Consider the following 17,845-nt stretch of genomic DNA (forward strand, 5'->3'; position numbering starts at 1 on the left):
TTATTGTGCTTCCGGTGGAATCAATTCTTCCGGAATATCCAAACCAGCTTCTTTGAAATATTTATATGCCCCTGCATGGAGAGGGACCGTGACCCCGTCGAGAGCCGTTTCAAGCGTCATATCTTTTGCTGAACTGTGAACCTCGTACATTTCATCCAGGTTTTCATAAAGGGTCTTTGTCAACAGATAGATGGTCTCTTCATCGATTTCCTTTGTGGTGGAGAGAAGATTAGGCTGCGCGATCGTTTGAATGTCTTCATCGATTCTCGGATACGTACCGCCCGGAATCGTATAACGATACCAGCTGTTCGAGACCTCATTGATCGCATCCAGTTCTTCATCCGTCACTTCAAGAACAGTGGCTTTGACGTTGCTTGCGTACATATCCGTAACGGCGGAAATCGGTATGCCGGCAGGCAGTGATCCACCATCCAGACGCCCGTCCCTCATGGCGGACACCGTATCGCTGTATCCGAGATACTCAGGGGAGATATCTTTTTTGGATAGGTCCAAACCTTCCATCATCACCAGCGTAGACTGTTCTGTACCGCTTGCCTGCGGTCCTACGGAAAACCTTGTTCCCTTGATATCCTCGATCGTTCCCGATTTTACCTTGTTATTCATGAGCACAAAATGTTCGACATTCGGCCACAGCATGGCGACTGACCGAAGATCTTTATAGGGCTTGCCTGAGAACGTGCTCTCCCCTTCATAAGCCTGGGTGGAAATCAATCCTTGCAAAATGGCAAGCTGCGCTTCCCCTTCCCGGAGCAATTCAATGTTCTCAATGGACCCGGCAGACGATTGCCCGCTTGCTTGAACCTTTTCCCCTTTTAAATGGCTGCTCCAGATATTCGCCATCCCGACACCAATCGGGTAATAGGTTCCGCCCGTTGAAGCAGTCGCAACTGAAACGAACTTTTTCCCCTTGTTGCCTTCAGCGGTTCTGACCCCCACCACCGCTGCAATGAAGATAAACACGACACTAAGGATGATCTTCCATTTCTTCATAAATGATTTCCCACCTTCCTTTATGTAAGCGCTTCAAAACTTGTAATACAAGTATACAATAAGACAAGGTTAGACGAAAGAAAATTCTGACATTGAAACCAAAATAAAAATGATCCCTGCTTTATCAGAGATCATTCATCTATGTGAATCCTTTTTACAGGAGAATTTTAGTACCATTGCTCCCAGTTATTTGATTTGATATACTTCTTGATCATTTGAATATCGGATTTCATCTTCTCGATATCCGCGTTTACATTGACTGCGCCACGGTTCATCCGTTTGCTCATGACATTGTTCAGCATGGATGAGATATCGAAATTCTTTGCCATACCCAGGAGATTTTCCGTTGATCCCAGCCCTGTTCCCTTCATCAGGTTTTTCAGACTGTCTTCATTCATGATGGAATTCATCTGCTCCTTCAATGTATCCATATCGATGGATTGACCTTGATCCTTCGATACTTTATTGATCATATCGAATAATCCTTCAAGTGGATTTCCTTTTTCGCTCATTCTCCATTCCTCCCTTCAAGGTCTTCTTAATAGCTCCTGAAGAAGGGAGCCTGTCCCATCTTCAGGAGTGTCATTCTTACAACTCGCCTACCACTAACAATACAAGTAGCGCAATTCCGATTACTAGTGCCGCAAGAGGGGCAATAGCAAGCGTGATAAGGAACGCAGCTACAAGAATCACCAACAAAAGGCTGTAGAAATCAAATTCAGTGCTCGGTTGAGATTTTGAGTAACCCATATCCAGTCACCTCCTTGTTCTTTTCTAGTAAATCACCTTACAACGTTATTCTATGTAGAACTGGTAGTTTCGCATCTGATAGAAGCCTATTTCTAGTAAAACGGGCGAAAATAGACATCAGCATAGATTGAGAGGACTCCTTTGACGCTGGCCCCTTCAGATTGGGATAGGCACCTTTATCCATAATGAAAACATATCAGTTTAGGTTCTTTCTGCTCATGAAACAAATGAAAAACCCGAAAGCATGTGCCTGATCAGAGGCACTTGCTTTCGGGTTATACTATGACTAAAACACTTCTGTTCCAGTCTCACGATTTTTTTCTTATTTAAACTACTTCACGATCCCAGTGGCGGTGTTCGGAAATGGCGGTGATGAAGCGTCTGGAGAAATCATCTCCTCCATTCGTAACGACACCCGCACCTTCCTCGATACCGGCAGAAGCAAGCCATTCAGAACCTTCATGGACGGCACCGATCGGTTTGAAGTGGGAGAATGCTTCCTTCACGAAATACTGTGTTTCATTAGTAAACTTCTTATCTACTTCGGTTCCACCGGCGAGGAAGATACTGTCGAACAGGACCGATTCCCCTGTAAGGAACGTATGATCCACTTCAACCTCCGCCCCGTCAGCTCCTTTGACAACACCGAGCTTTCCGGATATGATCTCCGGCTGCACCCCTTCTTCTTTAAGAGCGTTCAGGATGACGGATACTTCACTATTGAAACCTCCCGTCACGATCACACCGACTTTTCTGGTCTGAGGCTTCTTCTTCGTGTTTTCCTGGCTGAGTGCGGGAGATGATTTGGATACAGTAGAACCGGCATCCTCAGGAGCTTCAAGCCCGATCTGTTCCGCAAAGCCTGCTGCGAGTTCCTTACTGACGTTGGCAAACATGGCCACAATCTGCTTCCTTACGTCCACACTCTCCACTTTCCCTAGCTCAAAGCTGAACGCCTGGATGATGTGTTCCTTTTCCGGGCGGCTCATGCTGTTCCAGAACATCGTCGCCTGGGAGAAATGGTCTTTGAAGCTCTCACTCCTCGCCCTGACCTTATGACCCTCGACCTTCTCCTGGTAGTGGACATAGCCACCCTCCTCCGGACTTGCCGGTGCCGGGGTATTATTGGCGAGTGAGTTTTTGTGATAGCTCACCTGACCGCGGTTGATCGTCTGGCGGCCGTAACCATCCCGCTGATTATTATGGAACGGGCAGACAGGACGGTTGATCGGGAGTTCGTGGAAGTTCGGTCCGCCCAGACGGATGAGCTGCGTATCCGTGTAGGAGAAGAGCCTACCCTGAAGCAGCGGGTCGTTTGAAAAGTCGATACCCGGAACGACAGATCCCGGATGGAATGCCACCTGCTCCGTTTCGGCGAAAACGTTGTCCACGTTGCGATTGAGGGTCATCTTCCCGATGATCTTGACCGGTACATCTTCTTCCGGCCACAGCTTCGTCGGATCCAATACGTCGAAGTCGAAGTTGAATTCGTCTTCCTGCTTGATGAGCTGAACGCCAAGTTCGAATTCCGGATAGTCTCCGTTCTCGATGGATTCATAAAGATCGCGGCGATGGAAGTCAGGATCCTTCCCGTTGATCTTTTGTGCTTCATCCCACACAAGGGAATGTGTCCCGAGGACCGGCTTCCAGTGGAACTTCACAAAGTGCGCCTTCCCTTCATCGTTGACAAAGCGGAACGTATGGACGCCAAAGCCCTCCATCATGCGGAGACTTCTGGGAATGGCACGATCCGACATGGCCCACATGACCATATGCGCAGATTCCTGGTTGTTGGCGACGAAATCCCAGAATGTATCATGGGCTGAAGCCGCCTGTGGCATTTCATTATGAGGCTCAGGCTTCACCGCGTGGACGAAATCAGGGAATTTTATGGCATCCTGGATGAAGAAGACAGGGATGTTGTTCCCAACAAGATCATAATTCCCTTCTTCTGTATAGAACTTCGTGGCGAATCCACGGGCATCCCGCACGGTTTCAGCAGATCCCTTCGATCCTGCCACCGTGGAAAAGCGCACGAATACCGGCGTCTTCACCGACGGATCCTGAAGGAATTTCGCCATTGTATAGTCTTTCATCGATTCATACACTTCGAACTCACCGTGTGCGGCATAGCCCCTGGCATGGACGATGCGCTCCGGGATCCGCTCGTGGTCAAAGTGTGTCATCTTTTCACGGAAGTGGAAATCTTCGATCAGGGTCGGACCGCGTTCCCCCGCCTTGAGGGAAAATTCATCTTCCGATACCTTCAGGCCCTGATTCGTGGTGAGATGCTTATCCTTATCATCCACACGGTACTGTTCCAGCTGTTCATCCTTGCTATTCCCGTTCACCTTGCCATGACGATCATTACTCATTCTCTCAACCCTCTCCACCTGTTTTGTAATGCTGTTTACTATGTAAACAAATCCACTTACAAACTACCCTTCCAGTGGAAGAATAAACATGGTCTTCTGGAGATATGTTCCTCTCCAGATAATGTTTTCATAGAAAAAGAGACACCATTCAAAGGTGCCTCCTTTCGTTGATCTATTCATGCTCCCTTATCCATTCTACGGGACCGGATACAAGGGTTCCTTTAGGGACCGTGATATAAATGGCGTCGGTGCCTATGGAGGATTCAAACGATTCACCTCCAAAAGCGGTCACACCTTTAAACTGATTGGTCACAAAAGAACCCGTATACTGATTGATGATAATCTCCTTATCGGGCTGACTTTTCACTGTCAGAACCCCCTCTTTAAAGGCTATTTTAGGAGAAGGTACTTCGCTCGTTATATCCAGATTCTGAAGAACGCTACGGGATACGATATGCTTTACTGAAATCTCACCTGATTCTCCCCTGTCATCGACGATAATGAATGGATCGCCGTCTTGCCATCCCATCGTCTTGACATCGAACGATTTCTCTTTATTGGGAAAGTTCCATTCTTTTTGTAAAACAGCTATCGGTACCTGATCGATGGAACCCTCCATCAGGCCGGTCATGAATTGATTGTAGTCGTCTTCACCTGTATAATCGGCTGCTTCATACCTTGTGTCCTTCATATGGTCTGGCAAGAATACGAATACGAGTATGGAAGCAACCAGTATGATCCCATATACCAGCAAGATTTTTTCCGGTAAAATCCGTTTGCCTACCCCTGCAACCTTCGTCTTTTTGAGAGAAAAACCAATAAGCACTGCAAGTAGGGCGATGATGAAGATGGGGAGTATAAGGCCAAGGACCATCATGATTTCACCTCCAAGCGATTTCCTGTTATCAGGTTAACCGCGAAAAGCGGAAGGCTGACGAGCAGGAACTTTCCAACGAATAGACTGAATGATGTCTCATCCAAAAAGAAGAGGAAAAGATCTTCTGTTAAGAATCGAACGCCCAACATAAATGAAGTGGTCATGGGGACGCCGATGACTATGGCAGGAATGATGAAGAGGAACAGCTTATTCATCTGAACCAGCATACCGCACGTATACCCTGAAAGGGCGAACAATATCAGGTACATACAAGTGCCAAGGATTCCTTGAATCGTCGGTGCCGCCCCCTCAAAAATAAACGCTGCATCCCTGAACAAAATCAACAGATCACGGAGTAAATAATCTGCACCGATCGCTGTGAGTGCCCCGATGATGGATATGATCAATAGACACAGCAGTGATGAAACCTGACTGGTCAGCCTGTTACTAACCATTAAAAAGTCACTGTATCGATACGCCTTCGTGGTTATGACGATGGCCGTCATGAACGACCAGATCATCGTGAAGACCAGGATCAGGTTCCCGGAATACCCATTCACCTCGAAGGAATAACCCATGGAAGAGGAGCCGACCGACCCACCGGTGCTCCCGAGGGACAATAAAAGCGCGACGACTTGAACAATGATCATCGATGTATAAATCCCTCTATATGCCTTCAGCTTATACCGAAGCTGTTTCATGACGATGCTCCAAAATTCTGCCTTAGCGATAGACATCATCGATTCCCCCTTTTCCTCTTCCTGTGATGTACACACATGCGTCTTCTGCCGCTACTTCCCTGACCGCAAACGTTTCAGGGATGCGCCCTTCAAGCCGGTCCCCTCTTACAGCAGCAAGTGCCAGGTGAGAGGTGGTGGATTTCATATGGAGCACGTCCTGCGCGGAAGCCCACTTTTCCAGTTCTTCTTTCGGTCCGCTCACTTCGATGACAAGCTGCCTGATTTCATCAACACTCTTATGAAGGCACAGCCCTCCATCCTTCATGAGGAGGATGTTTTCAATAAGATCCTCCATCTCGGTCAGGAGATGACTGGAGAGAATCATAGTCCTCGGATGGGCAAGATAATCCTTCAGCATCATGCGATAGAAGTCCTTCCTTACGGCAGCGTCCATCCCCGTGACGGGTTCATCCATGATGGTCAAAGGGCAACGTGCAGCAAGGCCGACAATGACATTGAAAGTGCTTTTCATGCCTTTGGAGAGCTGGCTATGATACGTTTTTCCGTCAAGAGAGAAATGGGCCATCAGCTTCCGGGCGATCTCCATATCCCAATTGGGATAAAAATCCTTCATGGCATGGAGGATTTCCTTCAGGTTCAGATAGGGGGAAAAGGTCATTTGGTCATCCACATAGATACTGTTGGCGGATACCTTCAAAGAATTGAAGGGAGTTTCTTCAAAAATGCGGATTTCTCCATCCGTCGGCCGCATGAAGCCTGCCAGGAGCTTCAATAAAGTCGTTTTCCCTGCGCCGTTCCTCCCGATCAAACCCGTGATTACATTCTCCTCGATCGTGAAGGTCAGCTGATTCACGGCCTTTTTCCCACCGTAGGTCTTTGAAACTCGATTGCACTCGATGACACTCACTCTTCATTCCCCCTTCCCATTTCTTCCCTTATCAACCGGATCAGTTCGTCTTCCGATACATTCAGATACGCAGCTTCCTTCACCAGATTCCCGATGAGTTCCCCAAGCGTTTCATTTTTTCTCCTCATCAAAATGATGTTCTTGGCCTTTTCCGATACAAACATACCCAGCCCCCTTTTCTTGTACAGCACTTCTTCATCTACTAATAGTGATAGTCCCTTTCCAGCAGTCGCCGGATTGATATTGAGCATGTCGGAAAGCTGATATTGTGAGTAAACTTTCTGATCTGCTTGTAGGGCATCAGAAAGGATCTCCGTTTCGATCCATTCGGCAATCTGGACGTAAATCGGCTTCGAACTGTTTGAATTTAAGATCAAGAGTGCATTCACCTCTTCCTGCCATAGTGCATTACTGATGTAATGTACTATATACCGATTTCCATTGTTTTGCAATAGGCAAAGAGGAATTTTTTTCAAACGCACTTGCCAACGTAACATTGTTCTGTTATCCTGAATACAGATACAACGTAACAATGTTTTGTTACAAGGAGGTTGAGTATGAGTGAAGAACTGATTTCAAAACGTGAAGTCCTCGATATGACCGGCATTTCCTATGGACAGCTCTACCGGTGGAAAAGAAAGAACATCCTCCCTGAAAGTTGGTTTATCAAGAAGTCCAGCTTCACAGGACAGGAAACCTACTTTCCAAAGGAGAAAGTGCTCGAACGCATACAAAAAATCAAAGAGCTGAAGGATGACCACTCCCTCGATGAGCTTTCAGCGATCTTCTCTCCTGATTCGTCCACCATCCAACTGAGTGGACAGCAGGTAAGGGCACTGAACCTGATACCGGAAGATCTTTGGAACTTGTTCCAAGCAAGGGAAACCTTTACCGGTCAGGATCTGCTGCATGGCAAGATCGTGTATCGGGCCAAAGAACAAGGCGTGAAGGAAGAAGCACTGAAGGAGCTGGTTTCCTTTCTGGAATCATCCCCTCCTCCCCTCGACTCCATGCTCATCGGCATGAGTAAAGGATCGGAATGGATGTGGATGCAGCTTCCCGGTGACAGTAAATGGGTCATGGAAGAATCCGCGAACGCCGTGGAGATGGACATCGGTTCGTTGATGGAACAAGTGAACGGCAGCATTGCAACAAAGTGAAGATATTTTGAGGAGGACAATGATGAGTGCAGCTCAAACGAAATTATATGACTTGAAGATCAGTGGAAGCGGGACATCGGGAGGCGGAACATTCAAAGATGTAAAAATTAGCGGAAGCGGAAAGATTCATGGCGACTTATCCTGCAAGGATTTCCACATGTCGGGTTCGGGTAAGGTGGACGGAAAAGTGGACGCGGAGCATATGAAAACGAGCGGTTCATCTGTGTTTTCAGGCGATATCCAAACAGGGACCTTCACCGTAAGCGGTTCTTCCAAATGTAACGGAAACCTTACAGCACAAGAAGTTGATATCAGTGGATCGATGAAGATCGCCGGTGATTTATTCGCACAGACGCTTGAGAGCAGCGGTGCCTGTAGAGTGGACGGAAAGCTCCAGGGGCAATCATTGGAAACAAGCGGCTCTCTCAAGGTCGGTAAGGACTGCGAAGTAGAAAGCTTCACTTCTTCAGGCTCTGTCCATATCGACGGATTGCTGAATGCAGATAAGATTGACATCAAGCTGCATCACCACTCCACCATCAAGGAAATCGGCGGCGAAACAGTAGTGGTCAAACAGAGCCGCACAGGGAAATTCTTCAAGCAGGTGGTCAATTTCTTCACACAAAAAGATGAGTTCCTACACTGTGACCTCATTGAAGGAGATCTCATCACCCTGGAAAATACAAAAGCAAAGCTCGTTCGCGGAAAGCACATCATCATCGGAGAAAATTGTGAAATCGATCATGTGGAATATTCCCATGAACTCGATACAAAAGAAAATGCAAAGGTCGAGCGTTCAACCAAGATTTAATCACAGAGGATGGGACAAAACTAAAAGAGGCCCCTTTAATGCCGGACACGATCAGTATAGGATCTTAATACCGCTCATGATCTCCGTGCAAGACTTCGCTTTCCGCGGGTAGCCCGTGAGCCTCNTGGAAACGATTTGAATGGTCATCAAAAAATTTAAAACCCGAATCATTTGCTTTATCGTAGGCAAATGATTCGGGTTTTTCTATGACTAAAACATGTTTGTCTCAGACTCTTTTTTCATTCCCTTTACCTGTTATTAACAAAAGTGCGTATGTACATTCTGAATCTTCTGCTATATTAATAGATATATAGTACATTTCCCTGTTGGAGGTACACATGACCCGACTGACTGAGCATCTTATCGTCGTATCATTCGACTGCTTGTCTTCATTGGATTATCCATTTTTGAAAGAGCTCCCACACTTCAGCCGCCTCCTCGAGGAAGGGGCATTATGCCGGAATGTGCGCACCATTTATCCATCCGTCACCTACCCCTGTCATACATCGATCGTGACGGGGAACTATCCGAAGCGTCATGGGATCATCAATAATACGCTCATCCAGCCGGGGCGACCTTCGCCCGACTGGTACTGGCACCGCTCTCACATCCGGGGAACCACCCTGTACGATGAAGCAAAGTCAGCCGGACTTACGACGGCCGCCCTTCTATGGCCCGTCACGGCGAAAGCAAACATCGATTACAATCTTCCCGAGATATTCGCCAACCGTCCGTGGCACCACCAGATCATGGTTTCACTCATGAATGGGACCCCGCTCTACCAACTCGACCTTCAACGGCGATTCGGTTCCATAAGGAACGGGCTTGAACAACCCGCTTTGGATGACTTTGTACTGGAATCCGCCGTCCATACGATCCGTACGAAGAAGCCCGGCCTGGCGCTCATCCATTTCACCGACCTCGATACAATGAGGCATTACCACGGATTCTCCTCAAAGGAAGCCATCGGTGCCCTTCACCGTCATGATGATCGCCTTGGACGGATCATGCATGCATTGGATGAAAGCAGATGTAAGTATACCTTGGTTGCATTGGGAGATCACAGTGCACTCGACGAAGATACAGCCATCCAACTGAACGTTTGCTTCAAAGAGAAAGGATGGATTACATGTGATGGGAAAGGAAAGGTGATCGATTGGAAGGTTTATGCCAAAGGGTGCGACGGCTCATCCTATGTTTATGTAAGGGACGAACGTCTTATGGATGGGGTCCACCAACTGTTGAAAGCGCTTAAAAAAGAAGGAGGGATCGAAGACATCTTCACGGGATACGAGGCAGGGCTCATGGGTGCAGATGGAAGTGCCGCATTCATGCTCGAGGCAGGGAGAGGGTATTACTTCAAAGACTTCACCGAGGGCGACTTCCTTCATCGCATCACCCCTCAAGATGTCCGGGAGCGCACCTATACATGGGGCTCCCACGGGTACTCCCCTTCCAAGGACCGGTACGGGACGATATTCATGGCCATGGGCAAAGGGATCAGAAAGACCGAAATCCATGCGATGAATCTTGTGGATGAGGGGCCTACTCTGGCACGCCTCCTAGGGCTTGACCTCGGGGATACAGATGGGGTGTGCAGACATGAATTACTGGATACAGCGAACATTGAACAGGAGGACGGAACAGGATGAAAAAATTCACAAAAGAAGAGAATAGTTGGATCCTTTATGATTGGGCGAACTCAGCCTATTCCATCATCATCTCCACGGCCGTTTTCCCGCTTTTCTTCAAGGCAGCCGCTACAAGCGCAGGAGTGAGCTCCGTGGACTCCACGGCGTATCTCGGCTACACCATTGCCATCGCGACATTCATTTTGGCCATGCTCGGCCCGATATTGGGCACGATTGCTGATTACGAAGGCTACAAGAAAAAATTCTTCACCTTCTTCTTCACCCTGGGTATCATCTTTACAGCCTCCCTCGCCTTCATTCCAGGGGAGCAGTGGATCCTCCTCCTCATCTTTTACACGGTATCCACCGTGGGATTTGCGGGAGCCAACGTCTTTTATGATGCCTTCCTCACCGATGTGACAACCGAAGAACGGATGGACCGTGTTTCTGCGAGGGGCTATGGGCTCGGTTACATCGGAAGCACGATCCCGTTTATCATCGCCATTGCCATCATCGTGCTCGCCCAGAGCCAGGTTATCCCCATCGCCGTCGACACGGCCAGTGGCATCGCCTTTGTCATAACAGCCATTTGGTGGGGGATCTTCACCATCCCTCTCCTCAAGCATGTTAAACAGCACTACTTCATCAAGCGCGAAAAAAACCCCGTTGCGAAAAGCTTTAAACGCCTCGGCAAGACCTTTAAAGAAATCCGGAAATACAGAGCCCTTTTTCTATTCTTATTGGCTTATTTCTTTTATATCGATGGAGTCGGTACGATCATCACCATGTCCACCGCCTATGGAAGTGATCTTGGCATCACTTCTACCAACCTGTTGATCATCCTGTTCGTCACCCAGGTGGTGGCAGGGCCATTTTCCATCCTATACGGCAGGCTATCTGAGAAGTTCACGGGGAAGAAGATGTTGTACGCAGGAATCATGGTCTATATCGGCGTCTGCATCTACGCCTACTTCCTTGAAACAACCCTCGATTTTTGGATTCTGGCCATGCTTGTGGCTTCCTCACAAGGTGGCATCCAGGCACTGAGCAGATCCTATTTTGCCAAGATGGTTCCTAAAAAGAACGCCAATGAGTTCTTCGGTTTTTATAATATTTTCGGGAAATTCGCGTCGATCATGGGACCATTGCTCGTGGCCGTGACGTCCCAGGTGACAGGGCAGTCGAACAGCGGGGTGTTCTCGCTGGTGATCCTCTTTGTGATCGGGATCGTCATCCTCGCCTTCGTACCTGAGCCTAAGGAAGAATCAGTCGATCGCTCTGCCATCATTTGATAGAAAAATCCGGCCGAAATCACTTCGGCCGGATTTTTCAATTAGAAATTCGGAGCAGCAGCTTTGGCTTTTTCAATGGCTTCCGCTTTGATTTCCTCGGCTTTATCCGGCATAGCCGCATGCCCTTCGACAAATATCCCTTCAAAAGACGGTACGCCGAAAAATTGCATGATGATGCCAAGATATCGGTGACCCATCTCAAGTTCCGCCTGGGGACCATGGGAATAGATGCCTCCCCTTGCCTGGATGTGGATCGCCTTCTTGTCCGTCAAGAGACCGACAGGACCATTCTCGGTATACTTGAATGATTTCCCTGCGACGGCAACCGAGTCTATATATGCTTTCATGACCGGTGGAAATGAGAAATTCCAGAGTGGCGTGACGAACACATATTTATCGGCTTCCACGAACTGTTCGGAAAGCTCATTCAGGCGGCTTACCTTTGTCTGCTCATCCGGGGACAGATCTCCACCGGATTGGAGTTTCCCCCATCCGCTGAACACATCGGCATCGATGGCCGGGATATGTTCCTTATAGAGATCAAGATGGGTGATCTGGTCATCCTGGTGACTTTCCTGATAGGACGTCATGAACGCGGATGCAACCGCCATGCTGAATGATTGGGTTTCATCGTGAGGGTGTGCGGTAATATAAAGAACCTTTGCCATGTCGGAAACTCCTCCTTTTATGCTCTCTTCTCTATTGGAGAAAGAACCTCCATAGTTTTCTCTTTGGGCAAATGATTATCCCGTTTTTCAAAAAAAGAGCGACCGCGAGCTTATGAACCCGGGGCCACTCCTATTCATTCTTCCGTTCCGTATGGATTCCCTGAGATGCTCTTCCTCATCTCTTCGGTCAAAACGAAGGGCTCCTGCATTCCTTCTCCTTCGTTGCTTACTGGGTGACTCCCGTCGTAATGCAATGGTTTTCCTTCCATCTCATCACACCTCCGTTTTAATCGCTCGCATCCCCTGTTGACTGATTCTTTGTACCAATTTCTCCCTCTTACAACTTTTTCCCTTTTTTATATTGATAATATTTATTTTCAAGGTCCATAATTTGTCCCGCATGCGGTTCATAAGCGTTGCGTTTTGTTTCTTCCACCAGCTTTTCAAGATACTCCCTGCACTGCTTCGCTCCCCTCAACAGCAGTGGCACACCGATGGCATCCAGCCCGAGTCCCCGGGCAAAAAAACCGCCTGCGGTCATGACCGGGGGTACAACGGGGGATGTGTTCGAAAAGATGATCTTTCCGTCACGATCATAACGGGAAAGAAGCATCTTACTTACATCTTTCATGGCTGGCAGTACATACTTAGAAGACCGTTTCCCGATCGTATACACATCATGGCCGTCATGATCCGTCCCTTTGAAAAAAAGATGTCCGGCATCTTTTTTCTTCAGCTGATTGAAGTCCGGAATGCCGAGGATTTCCTCATCAGTCCATTCCCGATCCGGCAGCAATCTCAGATGGATCGCTGCCGCCATGGAGGTCGTGTGGGTCCCTCCAAAATCATGGTAAATAAAAATCATCTCATCACCCTTACCGATCGTCTTTTTATCAGTATGGGTCTTTTCCTGAATTTTATCCCCCTGCTGCACCCGCTCCTCCAGCGGCTCCTGCCGGTGTCCTTTGCCCTAGCTCCTGATCGAGGACCAGCAGGGCGGCCGAGTTGTTCCCGGCAAGCGTCAGTCGATCTACAATCGTTTTGGATTGAGCTTCTTCATCCACTTGCTCACGGAGGAATTCCTGAATGATGATGGCAGACTGTTGATCATTCTGGGCAGCGTACTCATAGGCTTTCCGGTATGCATCCGTGACGAAACGCTCGTGCTCCAAGACCTTCTGGAAGGTTTCAAGCGGTGTGCCGAAGGTCTTTGGCTGTGCCGGAAGAGCTGACAGCTCCACTACACCCCCACGATCCGTCAGGTAATCGATCAGTTTCAATAGGTGCGTCCTCTCTTCTTCCGATTGGACCCGAAGCCAATTGGCCATCCCTGTGTAGTTTTGATTGGCAAGGTAAGCAGACATGGCAAGGTACAGGGTGGTAGAAACATGTTCAATTTGAATCAGGTTATTGATGAGCTTTTGCATCTGTTCATTCATGATCATTTTTCCTCCTTCGTTTCATTCGGGACTAATGCCCATTACATTCATATATATAGTGGATGGAAGCAGAGTATGAATAAATAACCTTGATGATTCGTTGGGCATATACTATACAAAATGAGGAAGGATGGATCATATGAACATCTACGCGATCAGGAATCAGAGACCCGTTCACGGCGGAGGCGGTCACGTCAACTGGGGCAACGGCTCAGCCAGCTGGCATCACGGGGGCGGATGGAATACAGGAGGTTGGAACCACGCCGGAAACTGGGGACCGGGGTGGAATCATGGCTGGGGGTATCCCGGTGCAGACTTCGCCGCAGGAACGGTCACCGGTCTGGCGGTTGGGGCAGCTGCATCACCAGGACCCTACCCTGTCCCTGTGCCCGCTTATCCATATCCCTATCCTTACCCGTATCCATACCCCTATCCAGCGCAGTAGGCTGTCGGCCGGTCATTTGCCGGCCTTTTTTGAATTCGGGAAAATGGGATGGGGGTGGTTTTAGTGCTATAATAAGTGGGCAACATACTGCTTGAGAGAAGAATACAGGAGGAACCATTATGGATTTATCATTTTCATCCGAAGCCATCATTGCGCTGTTGAAGATCATCGCCATTGACATCATCCTGTCAGGCGATAATGCCGTAGTCATCGCCATGGCCACGAGAAGACTTCCAAAAGATCTGCAGAATAAAGCGATCTTCTGGGGCACAGGCGGCGCAGTCATACTAAGGATATTATTTGCAGCTATCATTGTTTATCTTTTAAAGATCCCTTATGTCCATCTGCTCGGAGGCATCCTTTTACTATGGATCGCCTATAATGTCCTCGTCGAAGATGAAGGAGATGCCGATATCAAATCGCATTCCAAACTGGGACAAGCAATCGGGACCATCATCCTTGCCGATGCAGTCATGAGCCTTGATAATGTCGTGGCAGTGGCAGGAGCCGCTCACGGTCATATCGGCATGATCGCACTCGGGGTCTTCATCAGTATCCCGATCATGATCTTCGGTTCGAAACTCATCGTCAAGGTTCTAGAGAAATATCGCTGGATCGCCTACTTGGGCTCGGGGATCCTTGCCTATACGGCCGGGGAAATGATCGTCGGGGATGAAAAATTCATGAAGTTCCTGAACCTTCATGAAGGTCCTGCCACCATGACGATCACGATCGCCCTTACCATCGCCATCCTTTTGATCGGCTTCCTGGTGAATAAGCGCAGATCCTCTAAACGCGAAAATCAATATGGGTAAATAAAAAATCCAGACAGCTGTCTGGATTTTTTTATTTACCTACCATCTTTTTGATTAATTCACGGTTCCGCTTTTTGAATACTTCATTGTGGGAAGACACCATTCCGGACTTGTCTGCATCGGGTGAAATGAAGTTCTTTGCACGGTTGACGGCATTCGCCGCGTCCTGGAACGCTCCTGCGATCAAATGGACCTTTCCTTCGTGCTTCAAAATATCGCCTGCTGCGTACAATCCTTCCACGGATGTTTCGCTCACGGCATTCCCTTTCATATAAAAATCATCCAGCATTTCTATGCCGAGGGAGCTGTCTTTCAAGAGAGAAGAATCGATTTCGAACCCATGATTGACGATGACGTCGTCGACCGACACGACCGTTGTATTCTTTGTCTCCACATTCATCAGCTCCACCTTCTCGATCCTCTCCCCATCCTCAGAACCGATCAAGCGCGTGATGGTTGTGTTGAATAGGCAATCGGCCGAGCTGTTCATGAGCTGGGAGCATTGGGCTTCATGCCCGGTGAAGGAAGCCTTCCTGTATGTGACCATGACCTTCCCTGCCACAGGCTCCAACTCATTCGCCCAATCAACAGCCGAATTCCCGCCTCCCGAGATCAAGACGGTCCTGCCCTTGAATTGTTTGAGGGATTTCACTGTGTAATGAAGATTGGACACCTCGAACCGCTCGGCGCCTTCGATCTTGAGTTTCTGAGGATTGATGATTCCGCTCCCCACCGCCACGATCACCGTCCTGGACAAATGGACATCACCCGAGTCTCCTTCGAGGATAAAGATCCCCTCCGGATCCTTCCTGATGGAAGAAACCTTTTCATTGAGTACGACGGTCGGATCGAATGTAAGACCCTGCTTCACGAGCTGCTTGATCAGGTCGGCTCCGGACAAAGGAGTAAGGCCCCCTACATCCCAAATCATTTTCTCTGGATAGACATGGATCTTCCCGCCCAATCGCGGCTGGGACTCAATCAGCTTCGTTTTCATTTCCCTCAATCCACTATAGAAAGCAGAATATAGACCAGCTGGCCCTCCGCCGATTATCGTGACATCATAGATCTCCTTCTCTCTCATCCTAATCCCCCGCTATCTAAATGATTATCATTCTCAATTACATCCTACCTCTTTTCATCTGCTTTGACAACCAATTTTCTATTGACAATGGGCAAAAAGGAATATAACATGAGAATTAGTTGACACTGAGAATCATTATCACCGATTAGGAGGGATAGGATGAATCGTCTCTTTTCTACCGAGCTTTCCGTAGGCTATGACGATCGGCTCATCGTGAAGAATCTGAGCGTGAGTATACCGGATAAGCAGATCACCACGATCATCGGACCAAACGGCTGCGGAAAGTCGACCTTGTTGAAAGCGATTACCCGGATCATTCCCCATCAGACGGGGAATATCCTTCTGGATGGACAAAACATCCATAAACAAAGCACGAAGGAATTGGCCAAAAAAATGGCCATCCTCCCCCAGACCCCGGAAAGTGCAAGCGGATTGACTGTGGGTGAACTGGTATCGTACGGTCGATTTCCCCATCAGAAAGGCTTGGGCCGCTTGACGAAGAAGGATCATGATATGATCCACTGGGCAATGGAAGAGACGGGCACGCTTCCTTTCAAACACAGGGAAGTAGATGCTCTATCAGGAGGACAACGTCAGCGCGTGTGGATTGCCATGGCCCTCGCCCAGGAAACGGACATCATCTTCCTGGATGAACCGACAACGTATCTCGATATGGCCCACCAGCTTGAGGTCCTTGAGCTCTTGGAGAGGCTTAACCGGGAACAAGGACGCACGATCGTCATGGTGCTCCATGATCTGAATCAGGCAGCGCGGTTCGCCGATCATATCATCGCCCTGAAGGACGGTGACCTGGTGAGTTCCGGCACAGGGGAGCAGGTCATCACCCGTGAGACATTGAGGAAAGTGTTCAACATCGACGCCGAGATCGGCCGGGATCCACGCACCCTCAAACCTATATGCATCACCTACAATCTAATCAAAGGAGAAGAACAACATGAAGAAATGGCTGGCACCTATCATTCTGCTATTCGTGCTACTAGTTAGTGCATGTGGCAATCAAACATCAACGGATCAAAAAGAAGAGAAAAAGAAAGAAGACAAGGGAACCATTACCTATCAATCTGAAAACGGACCGGTAGAAGTTCCGGCCGACCCTAAACGCGTCGTCGTCCTGTCTTCATTCGCTGGTAATGTCATGGCTCTGGATGTCCCTCTTGTCGGAGTGGATTCCTGGTCCAAGATGAACCCCCGCTGGGATGATTCCCTTAAAGATGTGAAGGAAGTCAGCGATGAAGACCTTGAAAAGATCATCGAGTTGGACCCGGATCTCATCATCGGTCTATCCAATATCAAGAACGTCGATAAACTCAAAAAAATCGCCCCTACCGTTACATATACGTATGGAAAAGTCGATTACCTCACACAGCATCTTGAGATCGGAAAACTCCTGAACAAAGAAGATGAAGCAAAAGCATGGGTCGATGATTTCAAAAAACGTGCAGCTGCTACTGGGGACGACATCAAAGCGAAAATCGGTGATGATGCCACTGTTTCCGTCATCGAAAGCTTCAATAAACAACTCTATGTGTATGGAAACAACTGGGGACGTGGAACCGAGATCCTCTATCAGGAAATGGGACTGAATATGCCTGATAAAGTAAAAGAAGAAGCGCTTGAGCCAGGTTACTTCGCCCTTTCCACGGAAGTTCTACCTGACTTCGCTGGTGACTACCTGATCGTCAGCAAGGATCCGAATGCAGACAATTCTTTCACCAAGACGGATACGTATCGTTCGATTCCTGCAGTGAAGAATAACCGCGTATATGAAGTAAACATGATGGAATTCTACTTCAATGATCCTCTGACGCTGGATTACCAGCTCGAGTTCTTCAAAGAGAAATTCCTAGGAAACCAGTAA

General features: G+C 48.3%; 21 protein-coding genes. 8 read left to right on the forward strand and 13 right to left on the reverse strand.

Features of this window, described 5'->3' with window-relative positions; all coding sequences use genetic code 11:
- The 8 genes from AF331_RS10085 to AF331_RS10115 form a co-directional block, all read right to left on the reverse strand.
- Nucleotides 1–1,011, reverse strand: coding sequence for a TAXI family TRAP transporter solute-binding subunit (locus tag AF331_RS10085; RefSeq protein WP_053428015.1), 1,011 nt, complete (start codon nucleotides 1,009–1,011; stop codon nucleotides 1–3).
- 167 nt (nucleotides 1,012–1,178) lie between these two features.
- Complete coding sequence (locus AF331_RS10090) at nucleotides 1,179–1,523, reverse strand: hypothetical protein (RefSeq protein WP_053428016.1); 345 nt, start codon at nucleotides 1,521–1,523, stop codon at nucleotides 1,179–1,181.
- Between the two features lie 76 nt (nucleotides 1,524–1,599).
- Nucleotides 1,600–1,761 (reverse strand): hypothetical protein, encoded by a 162-nt coding sequence (locus AF331_RS22370; protein WP_156489323.1) that lies wholly within the window; start codon nucleotides 1,759–1,761, stop codon nucleotides 1,600–1,602.
- A 326-nt stretch (nucleotides 1,762–2,087) separates the two neighbouring features.
- Nucleotides 2,088–4,136 (reverse strand): catalase, encoded by a 2,049-nt coding sequence (locus AF331_RS10095; protein ID WP_053428017.1) that lies wholly within the window; start codon nucleotides 4,134–4,136, stop codon nucleotides 2,088–2,090.
- 172 nt (nucleotides 4,137–4,308) lie between these two features.
- The gene (locus AF331_RS10100) at nucleotides 4,309–5,013 is read right to left on the reverse strand and encodes a G protein-coupled receptor family protein (protein ID WP_053428018.1); all 705 of its coding nucleotides are present in this window, start codon (nucleotides 5,011–5,013) and stop codon (nucleotides 4,309–4,311) included.
- Nucleotides 5,010–5,750: a hypothetical protein gene (locus tag AF331_RS10105; RefSeq protein ID WP_053428019.1), complete on the reverse strand. Its 741-nt coding sequence runs from the start codon at nucleotides 5,748–5,750 to the stop codon at nucleotides 5,010–5,012. Before AF331_RS10105 ends, AF331_RS10100 begins: the two co-directional genes overlap by 4 nt.
- Nucleotides 5,737–6,621, reverse strand: a complete 885-nt coding sequence (locus AF331_RS10110; RefSeq protein WP_053428020.1) for an ABC transporter ATP-binding protein — start codon at nucleotides 6,619–6,621, stop codon at nucleotides 5,737–5,739. Before AF331_RS10110 ends, AF331_RS10105 begins: the two co-directional genes overlap by 14 nt.
- Complete coding sequence (locus AF331_RS10115; protein ID WP_048012522.1) at nucleotides 6,618–6,998, reverse strand: GntR family transcriptional regulator; 381 nt, start codon at nucleotides 6,996–6,998, stop codon at nucleotides 6,618–6,620. The genes AF331_RS10110 and AF331_RS10115 overlap by 4 nt, the downstream gene beginning before the upstream one ends.
- Before the next feature lie 180 nt (nucleotides 6,999–7,178).
- Between AF331_RS10115 and AF331_RS10120 the strand changes: the two genes are divergently transcribed.
- The 4 genes from AF331_RS10120 (at nucleotide 7,179) to AF331_RS10135 (ending at nucleotide 11,515) form a co-directional block, all read left to right on the forward strand.
- Nucleotides 7,179–7,781 (forward strand): DUF4004 family protein, encoded by a 603-nt coding sequence (locus tag AF331_RS10120; protein ID WP_082346928.1) that lies wholly within the window; start codon nucleotides 7,179–7,181, stop codon nucleotides 7,779–7,781.
- A gap of 22 nt (nucleotides 7,782–7,803) precedes the next feature.
- Nucleotides 7,804–8,592, forward strand: coding sequence for a polymer-forming cytoskeletal protein (locus AF331_RS10125; protein ID WP_053428021.1), 789 nt, complete (start codon nucleotides 7,804–7,806; stop codon nucleotides 8,590–8,592).
- 338 nt (nucleotides 8,593–8,930) lie between these two features.
- Nucleotides 8,931–10,244, forward strand: a complete 1,314-nt coding sequence (locus AF331_RS10130; RefSeq protein WP_053428022.1) for an alkaline phosphatase family protein — start codon at nucleotides 8,931–8,933, stop codon at nucleotides 10,242–10,244.
- Nucleotides 10,241–11,515 (forward strand): MFS transporter, encoded by a 1,275-nt coding sequence (locus AF331_RS10135; RefSeq protein ID WP_053428023.1) that lies wholly within the window; start codon nucleotides 10,241–10,243, stop codon nucleotides 11,513–11,515. The genes AF331_RS10130 and AF331_RS10135 overlap by 4 nt, the downstream gene beginning before the upstream one ends.
- A gap of 41 nt (nucleotides 11,516–11,556) precedes the next feature.
- On the opposite strand, the gene AF331_RS10140 is transcribed toward AF331_RS10135, so the two are convergent.
- The 4 genes from AF331_RS10140 to AF331_RS10150 all read right to left on the reverse strand — a co-directional run bounded on the left by AF331_RS10140 (nucleotide 11,557) and on the right by AF331_RS10150 (nucleotide 13,622).
- Nucleotides 11,557–12,183: an FMN-dependent NADH-azoreductase gene (locus AF331_RS10140; RefSeq protein ID WP_053428024.1), complete on the reverse strand. Its 627-nt coding sequence runs from the start codon at nucleotides 12,181–12,183 to the stop codon at nucleotides 11,557–11,559.
- A 134-nt stretch (nucleotides 12,184–12,317) separates the two neighbouring features.
- Nucleotides 12,318–12,452 carry a hypothetical protein gene (locus AF331_RS23020; protein WP_268786634.1) on the reverse strand — a complete coding sequence of 45 codons (135 nt, stop codon included), beginning with the start codon at nucleotides 12,450–12,452 and terminating at the stop codon, nucleotides 12,318–12,320.
- Nucleotides 12,453–12,520: 68 nt separating this feature from the next.
- Nucleotides 12,521–13,048 (reverse strand): DUF3189 family protein, encoded by a 528-nt coding sequence (locus AF331_RS10145; protein WP_053428923.1) that lies wholly within the window; start codon nucleotides 13,046–13,048, stop codon nucleotides 12,521–12,523.
- A gap of 52 nt (nucleotides 13,049–13,100) precedes the next feature.
- Nucleotides 13,101–13,622 carry a ferritin gene (locus AF331_RS10150; protein WP_053428924.1) on the reverse strand — a complete coding sequence of 174 codons (522 nt, stop codon included), beginning with the start codon at nucleotides 13,620–13,622 and terminating at the stop codon, nucleotides 13,101–13,103.
- 139 nt (nucleotides 13,623–13,761) lie between these two features.
- Here AF331_RS10150 and AF331_RS10155 point away from each other — a divergent pair, with 139 nt between their 5' ends.
- Entirely contained in the window at nucleotides 13,762–14,067 is a 306-nt protein-coding gene (locus AF331_RS10155; RefSeq protein ID WP_053428025.1) for a hypothetical protein, read from the forward strand.
- A gap of 119 nt (nucleotides 14,068–14,186) precedes the next feature.
- Nucleotides 14,187–14,882 (forward strand): TerC family protein, encoded by a 696-nt coding sequence (locus AF331_RS10160; protein ID WP_053428026.1) that lies wholly within the window; start codon nucleotides 14,187–14,189, stop codon nucleotides 14,880–14,882.
- 31 nt (nucleotides 14,883–14,913) lie between these two features.
- Here the strand turns inward: AF331_RS10160 and AF331_RS10165 are convergent, their stop codons facing one another.
- Nucleotides 14,914–15,966, reverse strand: coding sequence for an NAD(P)/FAD-dependent oxidoreductase (locus AF331_RS10165; protein WP_053428027.1), 1,053 nt, complete (start codon nucleotides 15,964–15,966; stop codon nucleotides 14,914–14,916).
- Nucleotides 15,967–16,125: 159 nt separating this feature from the next.
- Here AF331_RS10165 and AF331_RS10170 point away from each other — a divergent pair, with 159 nt between their 5' ends.
- Nucleotides 16,126–16,971, forward strand: coding sequence for an ABC transporter ATP-binding protein (locus AF331_RS10170; RefSeq protein WP_053428028.1), 846 nt, complete (start codon nucleotides 16,126–16,128; stop codon nucleotides 16,969–16,971).
- Nucleotides 16,922–17,845 (forward strand): iron-hydroxamate ABC transporter substrate-binding protein, encoded by a 924-nt coding sequence (locus AF331_RS10175; RefSeq protein WP_053428029.1) that lies wholly within the window; start codon nucleotides 16,922–16,924, stop codon nucleotides 17,843–17,845. The genes AF331_RS10170 and AF331_RS10175 overlap by 50 nt, the downstream gene beginning before the upstream one ends.

The organism is Rossellomorea marisflavi, from assembly GCF_001274775.1.
Taxonomy (GTDB): Bacteria; Bacillota; Bacilli; order Bacillales; family Bacillaceae_B; genus Rossellomorea; species Rossellomorea marisflavi.